This is a genomic window from Nocardioides sp. Iso805N (genome assembly GCF_000364605.1).
Taxonomy (GTDB): domain Bacteria; phylum Actinomycetota; class Actinomycetes; order Propionibacteriales; family Nocardioidaceae; genus Nocardioides.
In genome coordinates this window covers 121,157-138,407 of the sequence record NZ_KB822575.1, presented here as the reverse complement: position 1 = coordinate 138,407, position 17,251 = coordinate 121,157, and the positions used below count along the sequence as shown (strand labels likewise).

Below are 17,251 nucleotides of genomic sequence, written 5' to 3'. Positions count from 1 at the left end.
CACGTGACCATCACCCACGACCAGGCCGCCTGGTTCCGCCAGACGTTCGACACCCTCACCGATGCCATCGAGCAGGCGGTGCTGGGCAAGCGGCACGTCGTCCGGCTGGCGTTGACCTGCCTGCTCTCCGAGGGCCACGTGCTGCTCGAGGACTACCCGGGGACCGGCAAGACGATGCTGGCCCGGGCGCTTGCCAACGCGGTGCAGGGCGGCCACGCGCGCATCCAGTTCACGCCCGACCTGCTGCCCTCCGACGTCACCGGTGTGACTGTCTACGACCAGCACAAGGGCACCTTCGAGTTCCACCCCGGGCCGATCTTCCACACCATTGTGCTCGCCGACGAGATCAACCGTGCCTCGCCCAAGACCCAGTCGGCACTGCTGGAGGTGATGGAGGAGGGTCAGGTCACCGTCGATGGCGTCGCGCGGGAGGTGGGGCGCCCCTTCCTGGTGATCGCCACCCAGAACCCCATCGAGCAGGCCGGCACCTACCGCCTGCCCGAGGCCCAGCTCGACCGCTTCTTGATGAAGACGTCGATGGGCTACCCGGACCGGCAGGCCACCGTAGAGCTGCTGGTCAATGCCAAGGTCCGCGACCGGGCGGCCCTGGTCAAGCCGGTCATCACCGCCACCGCGCTCGCGCAGATGAGCGAGCTGGCCGACGAGGTCTACGTCGACCCCGCTGTCATCTCCTACGTCGCGGAGCTGGCCGAGGAGTCGCGGCGCGCCCAGCACGTGCGACTCGGACTCTCCGCCCGTGGCTGCCTGGCTCTGATCCGGGTGGCCAAGACCTGGGCGGCCGCGGACGGCCGTGACCACGTAGTGCCCGACGACGTGAAGCAGCTCGCCGAGCCCGTGCTGTGTCATCGGCTGCTGCTCGACGCCGAGGCACAGTTCAGCGGGATCGGTGTGGAGTCGGTGATCGAGCGACTGCTGCAGCAGGTGGTGCCACCGACCGACCGGGTGGCCTGATGCGACTCCTCGGCGTGATCCGCCCGCTCGGCTGGGTGACCCTCGGCGGCGGCGTGGTGCTTCTCCTCGTGGGTGCTGCGCTCGGCTGGGCCGAGCTGGCGGTTGTGGGCATCGCTGCCCTCGTCGTACTCCTGCTGGCGCTGCCGTGGCTGCTGGGCCGGACCCGAGTTGAGCTGGAGCTGCAGCTCGATCCCGAGCGGGTGACCGCCGGCGGCACCGTGACGGCCTCGCTGAGTGCTACCAACCCGGCCGAGCGGCGTACCCGGTCGCTGCTCCTGGACCTGCCGGTCGGCGGGTCCACGCAGCGCTACGACCTGCCCGGGCTGGCACCGGGGGCGCGTCACGAGGAGACCTTCACCATCCGCACCCAGCGTCGCGGTGTGATCCCGGTCGGGCCGGCGACCACCCGACGCGCCGACCCACTCGGGTTGGTCTCTCGCGACGTGCGCAGCTCGGGTGTGCGCGAGGTGCTGGTGCGACCTCAGCTGGTCGCGCTGGAGTCCCTCGGCGGAGGGCTGTTGCGTGACCTCGAGGGCGTCTCGACCGAGAGCCTCTCCCCGGCCGACCTGGCCTTCCACGCCTTGCGCGAATACGTGCCCGGCGACGACCTGCGGCACGTGCACTGGCGCTCCTCGGCGAAGCTGGCCGGCTCCAGCGGCGGCAGTGGTCTGCTGGTGCGGCAGTACCTGGACACCCGCCGCAGTCACGCCACCCTGGTCGTGGACGACGCTCGCGATGGCTGGGGGAGCGAGGACGACTTCGAGACCGCGATGGAGGTGGCCGGCTCGATCGTGATGCGCGCGCTGATCGACGAGTTCGGCACCACCATGGTGTGCGGCGAGCAGGCGGGGCACGGCCAGCGCGCCCTCGACACCGTCTGCCGTGCCGGCCTCGGAGGGAAGGGTCTGCTGCGGGCGGCTCGGGCCGCGGCGCAGACCGCGCGCGAGACCAGTCTGGTCTTCCTGCTGGGCGGTAGCGGGACCACGCTCGAGACGTTGCGTCGTGCGGCGACCTGCTTCGAGCCGGAGGTACGCCGCATCGCCATCCGGGTGGAGCCTGTCGAGAAGAGCTCGGTGAGCGCCCTCGAAGACCTCACCGTGCTGCACCTGGCGGCGCGAGACGACCTGGCCGGCCTGCTGCGCTGGAGCCTGGGATGACCCGTGCGTCGAGCCGCGTGCCATCGCCCGGGAGCCTCGGTGCCGGTCACCATGCCGGCGTCGCTCGCTGGCGTGACCTCGCCTTCCTGGCGCTGCTCGGCGCGCTCGCGCTGTCCGGGTTCGCCACCACCTTCACCGGTGCGATGTTCCTGGTCGTCGGTGTCGTCGGCCTCCTGGTCGGCGCGGGGTCCGTCGAGCTCTGCCGTCGGCTCGGTTGGCCGATCGTCGCTCCGGTGCTGGTCACCGCGGCCCTCTTCGTGCTGCTCGGCGGGCCGCTGTGCCTGCGCACGCCGTTCGACCCGGCCACCCTGTTCGACCAGGCCATCGGCGGCTGGAAGGACCTGCTGACCACCCTGCCCCCGCTCGACGGGACCGGGCCGCTGCTGGTGCTGCCCTGGCTGCTCGGTCTGACCACCGGTCTCGTCGGGGCCCTGCTTCTCGGCCTGCGGCCGAGTGCACCGCCGGTGGCGGCACCGCTGGCGCTGCTGGTCGCCGTGATCCTGCTGGGCGTGGACCGGGCGTCCTCGGTGCTGATCCAGGGTGCGCTCATCGGCGTACTCGCCCTGGCGTGGCTGGCCCTGCGCGCGCAGGACGGTGCGATCGCCACCGGTCGGCGGCGGTCGGTGGTGGCCAGGCGGGCCGGCGCCGGGTTGGCGATGCTCCTCGTCGCCGGGGTGGTGGCACTGCCGCTGGGCCGCGCCGCGGCCGGGGACCAGCGCACGGTGCTGCGCAGCCACGTGACGCCGCCGTTCGACGTCGGCCGCTACGGCTCGCCGCTGTCGTCGTTCCGTCGTTACGTCGACGACAAGGGCGAGGACAGGCCCGATCCGGCGAACCTGCACGACAAGACCCTCTTCACCATCACCGGCGTCCCGGCCGGCACCCGGGTCCGCTTCGCCGCCCTGGACCACTACGACGGCACCGTCTGGGGGGCCTCTCAGCAGGCCGGCGCGGACTCCTTCCAGCGGGTCTCGAGCACGATCGACAACCCGACCGCGGGCAAGCGGCTCGACGTCGAGGTGACGCTGGGTCAGGGGTACGACGGCGTCTGGCTGCCGACCGTCGGCGCTCTGCAGTCCATGCACTTCGACAACGACGACCCGGGGCTGAAGGCGGACGCGTTCCGCTACGACCTGGCCACCTCGACCGGCATCGTGCCCACCGGGCTGAAGAGCGGCGACAGCTACCACTTCCGTGGCGTGCTCGGGGATGACGCGCTCTCGGCCGAGACATCGCCCTCGACCCGGCTGGACGACAACAACACCGCCGCGGCCTTCCTTGACACCCAGGCAACTCAGTGGACCCAGGGCGTGAGCGAGCCGATGAAGCGGGTGTTCGCGATCGCCGACTACCTGCGCAGTCACGGCAAGTACTCCGACGGGGTCGCCTCAACCGAGCGGATCTACCACGCCGGGCACTACGTCAAGCGGCTCTCGGACGAGTTCGTCAACGCTCCGATCATCGTCGGCGACGACGAGCAGTACGCCGCGACGATGGCGCTGATGGCCAACCGCGTCGGCGTACCGGCCCGGGTGGTGATGGGCGCTGTGGTGCCAGCGGGCGGGGTGGTCACCGGTGCCGATGTGCACGCCTGGGTTGAGGTGCAGGCCGCCGACGGCACCTGGCGCACCCTGCCGACCGAGCAGTTCATGTCGCACGACAAGCCGGCCAACCAGCCGCCGCAGCAGCAGGAGCAGCTCAGCGGCTCGGTGGTCCCGCCGCCGGCACCGGTGCCACCGCCGTCGACGGCGGGGGAGTCCTCGGAGTCCCAGCTCAAGGCCCGGAGCATCGCCAGGCACCCCGGCGAGCATCAGTTCGCGATCCCGGGCTGGGTGAAGGTCACCGCGGCGGCCGCCGGCGTGCCGCTGCTCCTGATCGCTCTCGTCATCGGAGGGATCGTCGGGGCGAAGGCGCTCCGGCGACGACGCCGGCGCGGTGCCGAGCGCACCTCGGCGCGGATCGCGGGCGCCTGGCACGAGCTGGTCGATCACGCCCGGGACCTCGGCCACCGCCTTCCGGTCGACGGGGCGACGCGTCGCGAGCAGGCCGTGATCCTCGGCATCCCGGCCGCACCCCACCTCGCCCACGGCGCAGACGCCCTCGTGTTCGGACCCACCGCGCCCGCGGCTGAGCAGGCTGCCGACTACTGGCGTGCGGTCGACGACGAGCGCGCCCGCCTCTCCCACGCCGCCACCCGCTGGCAGCGAGTCAAGGCAGCGATCAGCCTCACCACCTTCCGCCACCGCCGGCGCGGCACCCGCCCCGGCGCCACACCCCACCCAGCCACCCAGTCCCGCTGAGGAACAACACCAGTCCCCGCGGGGTTGTCACCTCACGTGCAGCTCTCCGTTCTCGATCTGATCCCCGTCCGCACTGACCAGTCCTCCTCCGACGCGCTCGCGGCGACCCTGCGGCTGGCGAGGACCGCCGACGAGCTGGGCTACACCCGTTACTGGCTGGCGGAGCACCACAACATGCCAGCTGTCGGATCGACGAACCCGCCGGTGCTGATCGCGATGATCGCCGGCGCCACCGAACGGATCCGGGTGGGCAGTGGTGGCGTGATGCTGCCCAACCACGCGCCCCTCGTGGTCGCCGAGCAGTTCGCGTTGCTCGAAGCCGCCTACCCGAACCGCATCGATCTCGGTCTGGGCCGCGCGCCCGGCACCGACCCGGTGACCTCGTGGGCGCTGCGTCACGGCGGCCCGGTCGAGTCCGACGCCGCCGAGCACTTCCCGGAGTACGTGAACAACATCCGGGCCATGCTCAGCCCCGAGGGAGTGGCGCTGTCGGTGGGCGGACGCCGCCACGAGCTGCGAGCCACGCCGGCAGCACACTCCGAGCCGGTCGTGTGGCTGCTCGGGTCCTCGGACTTCTCGGCCCGGCTGGCCGCGAGGGAGGGGCTGCCGTACGTCTTCGCGCACCACTTCTCCGGCTCCGGCACGGCGGAGGCGTTGGACCTCTACCGCTCGGAGTTCCGGCCCTCGCCCGAGCTCGCCGCCCCGCGGACGTTCCTGACCGTCAACGCGGTCGTTGCGGAGACCGAGGAGGAGGCCCGTCGCCTGGCCCGCCCGCAGCTGCTGTCCATGGTGGCGCTGCGCACCGGCGCTCCGCTCGCGCAGCTGCGGCTGGTCGAGGATGCCGAGGAGGTCGAGATCCCTGACGCGCACCGCCCCATCGCCGAGTCGATGGAGGGCCGCTGGGTGATCGGGACCCCGGATCAGGCGGCTCAGCAGATCAAGGACCTCGCCGCGACGTACGGCGTCGACGAGGTGATGGTGAACCCGATCGCCAGTGCGAGCCGCGGCACGGACCCGGCGGCCGCTCCGGCGCGTGAGGAGACCCTGCGGCTGCTCGCCGCAGCCGTCTGATAGTGCGGATTGGGAGATCAGTTGTGCCTCGGCATAGACTGATGCGTCGGCCCAACGTGGGCTTGCCTAGTCGCGTCCCGCGGCTGTCCTCACTTCGGTGAGGGTTTGGGGGCGCGCGGGCGGCATCACGAGGTCCACCAGCCCGGCTCCCGCCGGGCGGAGGTTCGCGGACCGACGCAGTAACCGTAAGTCACCGACCAACAGATTGCAGAGGGCATGCCGAAGAAAGAAGGCGTGATCGAGCTCGAGGGCACCATCACGGAGGCCCTGCCGAATGCCATGTTCCGCGTGGAGCTGAGCAACGGGCACAAGGTTCTCGCCCACATCAGCGGCAAGATGCGCCAGCACTACATCCGGATCCTCCCCGAGGACCGCGTGGTGGTGGAGCTGTCTCCCTACGACCTGACCCGCGGTCGGATCGTCTACCGGTACAAGTAAGCAGCCGAAACGATCAAGAAAGGGCTGACATGAAGGTCAACCCGAGCGTGAAGCCGATCTGTGACAAGTGCAAGGTGATCCGTCGCCACGGCCGCGTCATGGTGATCTGCGAGAACCCGCGCCACAAGCAGCGCCAGGGCTGATGGTGGCCGGGCTGAGCCCGGTCCCCGGTCGCAGACAGAACTGAATACTCATCGACGTACTAGGTCCCGACCTTCGTGGAAGGGGCCGAACCACCTCCGGACCAGAGGCCGGAGCCCGGGGCGCCACCCCGAGACGTACGCCGACCGACACCTCTGGCGAGAACACGAAGGAACACCATGGCACGCCTCGTTGGTGTCGACCTCCCGCGCGAGAAGCGCGTCGAGATCGCTCTCACGTACATCTACGGCATCGGCCGTACCACCTCCAAGGAACTCCTGGCCGCGACCGGTGTTGATGGCAACACCCGCGTCCACGCGCTTTCCGAGGACGAGCTGGTCAAGCTCGCGAAGGAGATCGAGTCCCGCAACCTGACGATCGAGGGTGACCTCCGTCGCGAGGTGCAGGCCGATATCCGCCGCAAGATCGAGATCGGCAGCTACCAGGGTCGCCGCCACCGCATGGGCCTCCCGGTCCGCGGCCAGCGCACCAAGACCAACGCTCGCACCCGTAAGGGTCCGAAGCGGACCGTCGCCGGCAAGAAGAAGGCCAAGTGATCCGACGCGCTGTGCGCGTTGATCACTCGCCTGCTTTCTCGCAGATCTCACCGACCAGCCAACCCAGGAGTTACTGAATGCCTCCGAAGAGCCGTCAGGCTGCGGCGAAGACCAAGGTCCGCCGCAAGGAGAAGAAGAACATCGCTCAGGGCGAAGCCCACATCAAGAGCACGTTCAACAACACCATCGTCACCATCACCGACCCGACCGGCGCGGTGATCTCATGGGCCTCTGCCGGCACCGTCGGCTTCAAGGGCTCGCGCAAGTCGACGCCGTTCGCCGCTCAGATGGCCGCCGAGGCCGCCGGGCGTCGTGCGATGGACCACGGCATGAAGAAGATCGACGTCTTCGTGAAGGGTCCGGGTTCGGGCCGCGAGACCGCGATCCGTTCGCTGGGTGCCATCGGCCTCGAGGTCGGCACCATCCAGGACGTCACGCCGACCCCGCACAACGGCTGCCGCCCGCCCAAGCGCCGCCGCGTTTGATCTCACCGAGACGATAGAAGGAGACTGAAACATGGCCCGTTACACCGGCCCCATGACCAAGAAGTCGCGCCGTCTCGGTGTCGACCTCATCGGTGGCGACTCGTCCTACGAGCGCCGTCCCTACCCCCCGGGCCAGCACGGCCGTGGCCGCATCAAGGAGAGCGAGTACCTGCTTCAGCTTCGTGAGAAGCAGAAGGCTCGTTTCACCTACGGCGTGCTCGAGAAGCAGTTCTCGAACTACTACACCGAGGCGCACCGTCGCGCCGGCAAGACCGGTGACAACCTGCTCCAGCTGCTCGAGGGCCGCCTGGACAACGTCGTCTACCGTGCCGGCTTCGCCCGCACCCGCCGCCACGCCCGCCAGCTGGTCAACCACGGCCACTTCCTGGTCAACGGCGTGAAGGTCAACATCCCGTCCTACCAGGTCGAGGCGCACGACGTCATCGACGTGCGGACGAAGTCGTGGGAGATGACCCCGTTCATCGTGGCTCGCGAGACCCACGGCGAGCGCGTCGTTCCCGCGTGGCTGGAGGCCTTCCCCAACCGCATGCGGATCCTCGTCCACCAGCTCCCCGTCCGGGCCCAGATCGACATCCCGGTCCAGGAGCAGCTCATCGTCGAGTACTACTCGAAGCTCTGATGAACCCCGCCGTCGCCCCGGAGCACCATCCGGGGCGACGGCACCACCACTTCCGTCGCACCTGAAGTTCGGGCCTGTCAAATAGCGGGTAGGTCCGGGAAGGAAAGAATCAGTGCTTATCGCACAGCGCCCCACCCTGTCGGAAGAGACCGTCGACGAGTTCCGCTCGCGTTTCGTGATCGAGCCCCTTGAGCCGGGCTTCGGTTACACGCTCGGCAACTCCCTGCGCCGTACCCTCCTCTCCTCGATCCCGGGTGCCGCCGTCACCAGCATCAAGATCGACGGCGTGCTCCACGAGTTCTCCACCATCGAGGGTGTCAAGGAGGATGTCACCGAGATCATCCTCAACCTCAAGGGTCTCGTCGTCTCCTCGGAGCACGACGAGCCGGTCACCATGTACCTGCGCAAGTCGGGTGCCGGTGACGTGACCGCCGCTGACATCGCGCCCCCGGCCGGTGTCGAGGTGCACAACCCGGACCTGAAGATCGCGACCCTGTCCGACAAGGGCAAGCTCGACCTCGAGCTTGTCGTCGAGCGCGGTCGTGGCTACGTCTCCGCGGTGCAGAACAAGGGCGCGGACAACGAGATCGGCCGGATCCCGGTCGACTCGATCTACAGCCCGGTGCTCAAGGTCTCGTACAAGGTCGAGGCCACCCGTGTCGAGCAGCGCACCGACTTCGACAAGCTTGTCATCGACGTCGAGACCAAGCCCTCGATCCGGCCGTCCGACTCGGTCGCGTCGGCCGGTAAGACCCTCGTCGAGCTCTTCGGCCTCGCCCGTGAGCTCAACGTCGAGGCCGAGGGCATCGACATCGGCCCGTCGCCGGTCGACGAGCAGCTCGCCGCCGACCTGGCCCTGCCGGTCGAGGACCTGCAGCTCACCGTCCGGTCCTACAACTGCCTCAAGCGCGAGGGCATCCACACCGTGGGTGAGCTCATCAGTCGCTCGGAGCAGGACCTCCTGGACATCCGCAACTTCGGTGCCAAGTCGATCGACGAGGTCAAGGCGAAGCTGCACGAGATGGGTCTCTCGCTCAAGGACAGCGCTCCCGGCTTCGACCCGTCGGCCGCCCTGGCCGCCTACGGCGACGATGACGACGACGCGTTCGTCGAGGACGAGCAGTACTGATCACTCGTTGATCGAGCTTGTCGAGATCCCGGTCTCGGCAGGCTCGACCAGCGATCAATCAAAACCGATCCGCACCCCGCGGATCGTCTACCCCGGTACCTAGCACGGCCGGAGAGGAAGGAAGTGGCACATGCCTACTCCCAAGAAGGGCGCCCGCCTCGGCGGCAGCCCGGCCCACCAGAAGCTCATCCTCTCGAACCTCGCCACCGCGCTGTTCGAGCACGGCCGGATCACCACCACCGAGGCCAAGGCGCGCACCCTGCGCCCGCTCGCGGAGAAGCTGATCACCAAGGCCAAGAAGGGTGACCTGCACAATCGCCGCGAGGTCCTCAAGACCATCCGCGACAAGTCCGTCGTGCACGTCCTCTTCACTGAGATCGCCGAGACGTTCGCTGAGCGTCCGGGCGGCTACACCCGCATCACCAAGATCGGCCCCCGCAAGGGTGACAACGCGCCGATGGCCGTGATCGAGCTCGTCACCGAGGCCTACCAGCCGAAGCCGGCCGCCGCCAAGAAGCAGGCACCGGCCAAGGTCGAGAAGCCTGCCGAGGAGGCGCCCGCCGAGGTCGTCGCCGAGGACGAGACCGGTGAGACCGAGGTCGTCGAGACCGAGGCTACCGACACCGAGACCGCCGTTGCGGAGTCGACCGCCGAGGAGACCACCGAGGCCTGATCCACCGATCACTGCAAGAGCCCGTCACCCGCGAGGGTGACGGGCTCTTGTCGTCGGTGGAGCGGGGATAGTCCTGGACGTTCTGGCTCCCCTAGCCGCCCGTGACCCGACCAGAGCGTCCAGGACTATCCCTTAGAGCCGTCCAGCAGCTCGCGCAGCGCGAGCGCGTCGGCCGGCGCGTTGCCGCCGCCGTCGTTGTCGAAGTAGCCCCACACCTCGCGGCCCTGGCGGCGCCACGTGTCGATCCGCTCCGCCCACTGCCGCAGCTCGGCGGGGGAGTAGCGACCGGCGTACCGGGGTCGGTTCGTGGGCCCGTGCCAGCGGCAGTAGACGAAGGGCGCGGTCGCACGCAGCACGGTGTGCAGCCCCGTGCCGTGCGTGACGACGTACGCCGCTCGATGGCGCTCCAGGACGGCCGCCACCTCGTCGTGGTCCCAGGAGGCATGACGCAGCTCCATCGCCACGGGTACGTCGGCGGGCATCGTGCCCAGGAACGCCTCGAGTCGGTCGTCGTCGCGCTCGAAGTCGTCGGGCAGCTGCACCAGCACGGGACCCGCACGCTCTCCCAGCGCGTGCACCGCCTCGGTCAGCCGTCTTGCCCACGCTCCGTCGGGATCGCGCAGCCGCCGACCGTGGCTGAGCCAGCGCGAGGCCTTCACCGCCATCCGGAAGCCGTCTGGCAGGCTGCGCGACCACCCCTCGAACGGCTTGATCCCCGGCCACCGGTAGAAGCTGGCGTTGAGCTCCACGGTGTCGAACCGCTCCGCGTAGAAGTCGCGCCAGCGAGCCTTGGCCAGCCCGTCGGGGTAGAAGGAGCCGGCCCAATGGTCGTAGGTCCAGCCAGAGGTGCCGAGGTGCACGCCGTCCATGCGCGATGAGGTACCCCGGGATGGGAGGATGCTCCCCGTGCGCATCCGGATCGACCTGTCGTACGACGGCAGCAACTTCCACGGCTGGGCCGTCCAGCCCGGACTACGCACCGTGCAGGGCGAGGTCCAGCGAGCGCTCGCGATGTCGCTTCGCCGCGAGGAGGTCTGGGTCACCTGCGCCGGCCGCACCGACACCGGCGTGCATGCCCGCGGACAGGTCATCCACCTCGACGTCGAGGAGGCCGAGCTCGTTGCCAGCGCGGGCCGCGCCCAGGTGCCACCGGTGGAGGCGCTGGTGCGCAAGCTCAACGGCATCCTGGACGCCGATGTCCGGGTGCATGCCGCGAGGGTGGTGCCCGAGGCGTTCGACGCCCGGTTCTCCGCGCTCTGGCGCCGCTACGCCTACCGCGTCGCGGACACGCCCGCGGCGTACGACCCGTTGACCCGCAACCATGTGCTGCACTGGCCGCGGCCGCTCGACCTGGAGGCGATGAACCTCGCGGCCGCAGACCTGCTCGGGCTCAACGACTACACCAGCTTCTGCAAGGCGCGCGAGGGCGCGACCAGCATCCGCCAGGTCAACCGGCTCGGGTGGGCCCGAGACGCGCGCGGGACGGCCACGATGACGGTGCTGGCCGACGCGTTCTGCCACTCGATGGTGCGTGCGCTGGTGGGCTGTCTGCTCGCGATCGGGGAGGGCCGTCGCGACGTGACCTGGGCCGGCGAGATGCTGGCCCGCGCCGAGCGGTCCTCCGACATCCACATCGCCTCGGCCCGCGGGCTGACGCTGGAGGAGGTCGGCTACCCCAGCGACGACGAGCTGGCCGGCCGGCTGCTGGTGACCAGAGCGCGACGAGGGGAGCACGAGGTGCAGGGACGTGACTGAGGACGAGCACTACTTCTCCGCGGACCCGAGCGTGGCGTTCGAGCGGATCCCGGTCGAGGCGGAGGTGTGGGGCACCACCCTGCACCTGACGAGCGGATCGGGCGTCTTCGCCAAGGGCCGCCTGGACATCGGTACGGCGATCCTCTTCCGCGAGACCGAGCCCCCCACTGCCGGCCGCATCCTCGACCTGGGCTGCGGCTACGGTGTCATCGGCCTGGCCATCGCCGCCCTCGTCCCGGGTGCCGACGTCACCGCAGTCGACGTCAACGAGCGGGCGGTGATGCTGGCGAACGACAACGCCGTAGCGCTGCAGGTCACCGACCGCTACCGTGCGGCGACGCCAGCGGGGATCGACCCGTCGGCGACGTACGAGGAGATCTGGAGCAACCCGCCGATCCGGATCGGCAAGGAAGCGCTGCACGACCTGCTGCTGACCTGGCTGCCCCGGGTGCGCCCGGGTGGGCGGGCCGTGATGGTGGTCGGCAAGAACCTGGGCGCCGACAGTCTGCAGCGCTGGCTGATCGAGCAGGGCTATCCCACGACGCGGCTGGCGTCGGCCAAGGGCTTCCGGGTGCTGGAGTCGCTGCGGACCTGACCTGCAGGTGCCACTCTGCTGAAGCCGGACGCCAGGCGTGCTGTTCGGCTGATCCAGCCAGGCTCAGACGCGCTCGAGCGTGCTGTCCAGGCGCACCGGCAGCCGGTCGAGGCCGTAGACGATCGAGAGGTTGCGGAAGCCGAGCTCGCCCGGGTCGTCCGTCGCCATCGCCAGGTGGGGGAAGCGCTTGGCCAGCGCGGTCAGCGCGGCGCGCAGCTCCATCCGGGCCAGCTCGGCGCCGACGCAGCGGTGCATGCCGTGGCCGAAGGCGAAGTTCATGGTCTTGGTGTTGCGCAGGTCGAACTGCTCGGGATTGGCCATCGCTTCCGGGTCGCGGTTGGCGCCCGCGAGCGAGACGATCACGACCGAGCCCTTGGTGACCTTCTGCCCGAAGAGGTCATGGTCCTCGCGCGCGAAGCGCGGGAAGGCGATCTGCACGGGGCACAGGTAGCGCAGCAGCTCGTCGATGACTGCGTCGACCTGCTCCTTGTCGCCGGTGCGCAGCAGCTCGAAGACCTCGGGACGCTGCAGCAGCACGTAGGTGCCCATCGACAGCATCGCCGCGGAGGTCTCGTAGCCGCCCAGGAACGCGCCGTCGGCCAGGCCGCCCAACTCGAGGTCGCTGAACTCCTCGCCCTTGGTCCGGATGATCTCGCCGATCAGGCCGTCGCCGGGGTCCTGGCGCTGCTGGCGCACGGCGTCGATGAGGAAGGTGCGGGTCTCGGCGGCGGCGCCGAACACACCTGTGCCGCCCTCGGAGACATCGAAGCGCGCCACACCCAGGTGGTGGAACTCCTCGCGGACCTCGCTGGGCAGCCCGAGCAGCTCGCAGATCACCTGGAAGGGGATCTCGAAGCCGAACGCGTCCACCAGGTCGACGACCGGGCCGCTCGCCTCCATCGCGTCGAGTGCCTCCTCGACGATGCGCTCGATCGGCTCCTGGAGCCGCTGCAACCGACGCATGGTGAACTCGGGCGTCAGCAGGCCGCGTAGCCGGGTGTGGTCCGGCGGATCGGTCATGCCCAGTCCGCCGATCTGCTCGGCGTCGGTTCGCGGCCGGTCGCCCAGCAGGTGGCGCATGTCGTTGCTGTAGGAACGCGAGTCCGCGAGCACCTGCTTGGCGGCCTGGTGGCCGGTGACCAGGAAGATGTCGAGGCCGAGCACGCTGCCCAGCAGTGACACCGGCCCGTCGGCGCGGGACTCGGCGAGTGCCGGCACCGGGTCGACGCCGTCACGGCGCAGCGGGAACGTCAGGTGCTCGGGCACCTTGCGGAGGGTGGTGATGTCGGGGACCACCGAGGTCCTGTTGCGCATCGCTCGCCGCAGGGCGAACTTGCGCACCCGATCCTTCACCGAAGACAACAGCATGGCACTAGTCTCGCCTGCCGAACCTGACAATTGCCATGCGGGTCGCCCCGTGTCCTTCCCCGGGATGCCGATCGCGTCGGTTCAGGGTCACGGATGGAGCAGTGCGCGGAACAGCTCGCACGTCTCCGAGACCGCCGCCTGGGCCGCCTTGGAGTGGCGGCCCATGTCGACGAAGCCGTGGATCAACCCCTCGAAACGGCGCACGCTCACGGGTACGCCGGCGGCCTCGAGCGCAGCGGCGTACGCGAGGCCCTCGTCGCGCAACGGGTCCAGCTCGGCCACCACCACGACGGCCGGGGCCAGGGCCTGGAGGTCGCCGTACAGCGGCGAGAGCAGCGGGTCGGTCAGGTCGGCGTCGGGGGCGACGTACTGCTCCATGAACCAGAGCATCGTGCGCAGGTCGAGGAAGAAGCCCTCGGCATTGTCGGTCCGCGAGGCGTACTCGCCGGGCACGTCGGTGGCCGGGTAGAGGAGCAGCTGGGCGCTGACGCGCTCGCGCAGCTGCTGGGCGACCACGGCGGCCAGGTTGCCGCCGGCGGAGTCGCCCGCCACACCGAGGGCCGAGGTGCCGCCGAGCTCATCGAGGTGCTCGGCGATCCAGGTCGCGGCCGCCAGTGCGTCCTCGACGGCTGCCGGGAAGCGGTGCTCGGGAGCCAGCCGGTAGTCGACGGAGACGACCACCGCGGAGGTCTCGTCGGCCAGCGTGCGGCAGGTCAGGTCATGGGTGTCGAGGTCGCCGATCACCCAGCCTCCGCCGTGGAAGAACGCCACCGTCGGCAACGGGCCGTCGGCCTGCGGGCGGTAGATCCGGATCGGGATCTGCCCGGCCGGCCCGGGGATCGTGGTGTCCTCGACCTTCGCCATCTCGGGCAGCAGCGCCGGGTCCCGCAGGTCCACCGCGAGCGTCCGGAACCCGGCGCGTGCCTCGGCCGGCGTCTGCTCCCACATCGATGGGGCTTCGGCGGCGGCGAGGAAGTCGAGGAGGACGGCGAGCTCGGGATCCAGCGGCATGCCGCGACGTTACCAGCGAGTTCGGCAGCCCCACGGCGTCTCGGACACGTCCGCCGAGCCTGTCGAGGCGCCTCGGCAGGCTCGGCGGACGTTCCGGTCCGTCAGGCGGGGGTCAGCACCTGCGACTCGAGCCGCTGGTAGCTGGTCTCCATGCCCGTGGTCATGCCGGTGGCGAGCACGGTGTCGCGGACCTGAGCGTCGGGATAGGTGATCACGAGGGAGAGCAGGGTGCCACCCTCGACAGGGGTCAGGGTGAGCTCGTTGGTGGTTCCTGGCGCATCCAGCCCGATCATCCGCTCGCTGGTGACCGAGCGGTACGGCGCCGCAGCCTCCAGCAGCTCACCCTCGAACCCGAACCGGTCCGATCCCTTCTCCCACTCGTAGCGGTAGCTCTCGCCGACGTTGGCGGCGACCTCGCACACCGGCATCGTCCAGCCGTCGGGACCGAGCAGCCACCGCTGCAGCAGCGCCGGCTCGTGGTGGGCGCGCCAGACCGCCTCCACCGACCCGCGGATGACCCGGCTGATCCGCACCTGGGTGTCGCTGAGGACCTGGGTGCTGATCGGCAGCTCAGTGGAGAACGTGCGCAGGTCGGCCAGCACCTCGTCCATCTGGCCCATCGCCTCGCGCATGCCCTCCTCCATGCCCATCTCGAGCATCTGGGAGAGCTCCTCGGCGGTGTTGAAGTAGGTGGTGGTCGTCACCCGTGAGCCCTCCCCGGTCGCCTCGAAGGTGAACGCCATCCGCATGGAGGGCATCTCGCGATTGGGTTCGCCGCTCGCCAGCGCGAAGCCGTCGAGGACCTCGAAGCCGCGGTGGGTCTCCACGCTCAGCCATTCCCAGTAGCCGCGGGAGACGTCGCCCTCGGGACCGGTCATGGCGTAGTGGGACAGCCCGCCGGTGGCGGCGTCGTGCCGGGTGAACTGTGCCGGGTAGGTCGGCGGACCCCAGAACCGCTCGAGCTGCCGAGGGTCGACGTAGGCGTCCCACAGCCGCTCCACGGGAGCGGGGAAGTCGGCGACCACGGTCATGGTCAGAGCGGTCGGGTCCTTGGTCACGGAGGTGATGGGCATGGTCACTGCCTTTCGGTGGTGTCGGCGAGCAGCGCGTCGAGCCGATCGATGCGGGCGCGCCAGATCTGTTCGTAGCGATCGAGCAGCGACTTGGCCCGCTCGATCGTCTCGGGATTGCCGCGGACGACGCGTTCGCGGCCCTGCGGGTGCTTGGTCACCAGGCCGGCTCCCTCCAGGACCGCGACGTGCTTCTGCACGGCCGCGAAGGACATGTCGTACGCCGCGGCCAGCTGGGACACCGACGCCTCACCCGAGAGGGTGCGGCGCAGGATGTCGCGACGGGTCGCATCGGCGAGGGCCCGGAAGATCCGGTCCACCTCGTCGTCGCTCAGAGCACGATCATCTACAACCATTTGGTTGTACGTTAGGCCGCGCTTCGCGGCGCGTCAAGGGGCGATGCCTTCGACGAGCTGTCAGTCGGCGGGGTCAGTCAGCGGGGTCAGCCGGCGGGGTCAGCCGTCGAGGTCCTGCAGCGCGCTCTCGATGGTGCGGTGGAACGTCGGGTAGGCGTAGATCATCGTCCGCAACGTCTCCACCGGCACCCGCGCGTGTACGGCGAGGGTCAGGGCGGCCAGGATCTCGCCGCCGGCCGGGCCGACGGCCGTGGCGCCGACGAGCACGCCGTCCGCCTCGACCACCTTGATGAAGCCGGCCGCGCCGGGGCCGTGGGTGAAACCGCGCGAGGACGCACCCAGGTCGGCCTGCCCGACCCGGACGTTCAGGCCCTGCTTGCGGGCGGCCTCCTCGGTCAGCCCCACACCGCCGACCTCGGGATCGGTGAACGTCGTGTGCGGTACGGCGTGGTAGTACGCCGGCGCCCCGTCCGTGCCCTGGACGTCGCGCAGCGCGATGTCGGACTGGTACATCGAGACGTGGGTGAAGGCACCGTGGCCGGTCACGTCGCCGATGATCCAGAGCCCGGAGTCGGCGCCCCCGGCGCGCATCCGCTCGTCGACCTCGATCCGCCTGGGGTCGAGCCCCACGCTCTCCAGGCCCAGGCTGTCGAGGTTGGGGATGCGGCCGGCGGCGACCAGCAGGCGGTCGGCCTCGAGCCGCTGGCCGTCGCCGAGGCGCAGGGTGAAGCGACCCTCGGCGTACTGAACCTCGGCGGGCTCCGCACCGGTCAGCACCCGCACGCCCTCCTCGACCAGCACCTTCTCCAGCAGGGCGCTCGCGTCCGGCTCGTCGCCGGGCAGCAGCCGCGGACCGTGTTGGACGAGCGTGACCCGGCTGCCGAAGCGGGCGAAGACCTGGGTCAGCTCGCAGCCGATCGGGCCGCCGCCGATCACGATCAGCTCCGCCGGGACCTCGGTGGTCTGCAGGGCCTCCCGGTTGGTCCAGTAGGGCGTGCCCTCCAGGCCGGCGATCGGGGGAGCGGCCGGCCGGGTGCCGGGGTTGAGCACCACGCCGATGCGGGCGTCGATCTCGATCTCGGCTGAGCCGTCGCTCGGGGTGACGACGACGTGACGCGAGCCGTCCAGCCGGCCGGTGCCGCGCAGCACCGTGGCACCGGAGTCCTGCAGCCGGCGTACGGCTGCCTCGTCGTTCCAGTGGTCGGTCGCCTCTTCGGCGATCCGCTTCGCCACCGGCGCCCACGACGGCGTGATCGTCACGTCGCCGGCGAGCTGTCCGGCGCGGTGTGCCTCCGCCAGCGCGTCGGCGGCACGCAGCATCATCTTCGAGGGGATGCAGCCGTAGTAGGGACACTCGCCCCCGACCAGGTGTTTCTCGATCGCCACCACCTTCAGCCCTGCCTGGGCTGCCTTGTTGGCCAGGGACTCGCCACCGGGACCGGTACCGATCACCACCACGTCTGCGTCCATGGGGCGACGGTACCCGGGTAAAGCAGATGCCCGACACGAGTGTGTTGCAGCAGAATCGTCACT

General features: G+C 70.0%; 19 protein-coding genes. 13 read left to right on the top strand and 6 right to left on the bottom strand.

Annotated elements, in window-relative coordinates; all coding sequences use genetic code 11:
• Nucleotides 1-3 precede the first annotated feature (3 nt).
• The 11 genes from H036_RS0100625 to rplQ all read left to right on the top strand — a co-directional run bounded on the left by H036_RS0100625 (nt 4) and on the right by rplQ (nt 9,563).
• Nucleotides 4-972, top strand: coding sequence for an AAA family ATPase (locus tag H036_RS0100625; RefSeq protein ID WP_017932829.1), 969 nt, complete (start codon nt 4-6; stop codon nt 970-972).
• A complete protein-coding gene (locus tag H036_RS21370) occupies nt 972-2,129 on the top strand; it encodes a DUF58 domain-containing protein (protein ID WP_017932828.1) in 1,158 nt (385 codons plus the stop codon). The genes H036_RS0100625 and H036_RS21370 overlap by 1 nt, the downstream gene beginning before the upstream one ends.
• Complete coding sequence (locus tag H036_RS21365) at nt 2,126-4,429, top strand: transglutaminase-like domain-containing protein (protein WP_017932827.1); 2,304 nt, start codon at nt 2,126-2,128, stop codon at nt 4,427-4,429. Before H036_RS21370 ends, H036_RS21365 begins: the two co-directional genes overlap by 4 nt.
• Nucleotides 4,430-4,465: 36 nt before the next feature.
• Nucleotides 4,466-5,500: an LLM class flavin-dependent oxidoreductase gene (locus H036_RS0100610; protein WP_017932826.1), complete on the top strand. Its 1,035-nt coding sequence runs from the start codon at nt 4,466-4,468 to the stop codon at nt 5,498-5,500.
• A 216-nt stretch (nt 5,501-5,716) separates the two neighbouring features.
• Nucleotides 5,717-5,938: a translation initiation factor IF-1 gene (gene infA, locus H036_RS0100605; RefSeq protein ID WP_026145687.1), complete on the top strand. Its 222-nt coding sequence runs from the start codon at nt 5,717-5,719 to the stop codon at nt 5,936-5,938.
• A 29-nt stretch (nt 5,939-5,967) separates the two neighbouring features.
• Complete coding sequence (gene rpmJ, locus H036_RS0100600) at nt 5,968-6,081, top strand: 50S ribosomal protein L36 (RefSeq protein WP_004008316.1); 114 nt, start codon at nt 5,968-5,970, stop codon at nt 6,079-6,081.
• 177 nt (nt 6,082-6,258) lie between these two features.
• On the top strand, nt 6,259-6,636 hold the full coding sequence (rpsM, locus tag H036_RS0100595) for a 30S ribosomal protein S13 (RefSeq protein ID WP_017932824.1): 378 nt from the start codon (nt 6,259-6,261) through the stop codon (nt 6,634-6,636).
• 77 nt (nt 6,637-6,713) lie between these two features.
• Nucleotides 6,714-7,121, top strand: coding sequence for a 30S ribosomal protein S11 (gene rpsK / locus H036_RS0100590; RefSeq protein ID WP_017932823.1), 408 nt, complete (start codon nt 6,714-6,716; stop codon nt 7,119-7,121).
• A 31-nt stretch (nt 7,122-7,152) separates the two neighbouring features.
• Entirely contained in the window at nt 7,153-7,761 is a 609-nt protein-coding gene (rpsD, locus tag H036_RS0100585) for a 30S ribosomal protein S4 (protein ID WP_017932822.1), read from the top strand.
• A gap of 112 nt (nt 7,762-7,873) precedes the next feature.
• Nucleotides 7,874-8,890: a DNA-directed RNA polymerase subunit alpha gene (locus tag H036_RS0100580; RefSeq protein WP_017932821.1), complete on the top strand. Its 1,017-nt coding sequence runs from the start codon at nt 7,874-7,876 to the stop codon at nt 8,888-8,890.
• Between the two features lie 130 nt (nt 8,891-9,020).
• Nucleotides 9,021-9,563: a 50S ribosomal protein L17 gene (gene rplQ / locus H036_RS0100575; protein WP_017932820.1), complete on the top strand. Its 543-nt coding sequence runs from the start codon at nt 9,021-9,023 to the stop codon at nt 9,561-9,563.
• A gap of 125 nt (nt 9,564-9,688) precedes the next feature.
• On the opposite strand, the gene H036_RS0100570 is transcribed toward rplQ, so the two are convergent.
• Nucleotides 9,689-10,432 (bottom strand): DUF72 domain-containing protein, encoded by a 744-nt coding sequence (locus H036_RS0100570; RefSeq protein WP_017932819.1) that lies wholly within the window; start codon nt 10,430-10,432, stop codon nt 9,689-9,691.
• 37 nt (nt 10,433-10,469) lie between these two features.
• On the opposite strand from H036_RS0100570, the gene truA reads away from it, so the two are divergent.
• Both truA and H036_RS0100560 read left to right on the top strand, forming a co-directional pair.
• Nucleotides 10,470-11,318 carry a tRNA pseudouridine(38-40) synthase TruA gene (gene truA, locus H036_RS0100565; protein ID WP_017932818.1) on the top strand — a complete coding sequence of 283 codons (849 nt, stop codon included), beginning with the start codon at nt 10,470-10,472 and terminating at the stop codon, nt 11,316-11,318.
• On the top strand, nt 11,311-11,913 hold the full coding sequence (locus H036_RS0100560) for a class I SAM-dependent methyltransferase (RefSeq protein WP_017932817.1): 603 nt from the start codon (nt 11,311-11,313) through the stop codon (nt 11,911-11,913). Before truA ends, H036_RS0100560 begins: the two co-directional genes overlap by 8 nt.
• 63 nt (nt 11,914-11,976) lie before the next feature.
• Here the strand turns inward: H036_RS0100560 and H036_RS0100555 are convergent, their stop codons facing one another.
• From H036_RS0100555 to H036_RS0100535, 5 genes are all read right to left on the bottom strand, one after another.
• A complete protein-coding gene (locus H036_RS0100555) occupies nt 11,977-13,281 on the bottom strand; it encodes a cytochrome P450 (RefSeq protein ID WP_026145686.1) in 1,305 nt (434 codons plus the stop codon).
• Between the two features lie 87 nt (nt 13,282-13,368).
• Complete coding sequence (locus tag H036_RS0100550; protein WP_017932815.1) at nt 13,369-14,292, bottom strand: alpha/beta hydrolase; 924 nt, start codon at nt 14,290-14,292, stop codon at nt 13,369-13,371.
• Nucleotides 14,293-14,393: 101 nt separating this feature from the next.
• Nucleotides 14,394-15,365, bottom strand: a complete 972-nt coding sequence (locus H036_RS0100545; RefSeq protein ID WP_026145685.1) for an SRPBCC family protein — start codon at nt 15,363-15,365, stop codon at nt 14,394-14,396.
• A gap of 2 nt (nt 15,366-15,367) precedes the next feature.
• Nucleotides 15,368-15,718 (bottom strand): ArsR/SmtB family transcription factor, encoded by a 351-nt coding sequence (locus tag H036_RS0100540; RefSeq protein ID WP_017932813.1) that lies wholly within the window; start codon nt 15,716-15,718, stop codon nt 15,368-15,370.
• A 99-nt stretch (nt 15,719-15,817) separates the two neighbouring features.
• Entirely contained in the window at nt 15,818-17,188 is a 1,371-nt protein-coding gene (locus H036_RS0100535; RefSeq protein ID WP_026145684.1) for a dihydrolipoyl dehydrogenase family protein, read from the bottom strand.
• Between the last annotated feature and the right edge of the window lie 63 nt (nt 17,189-17,251).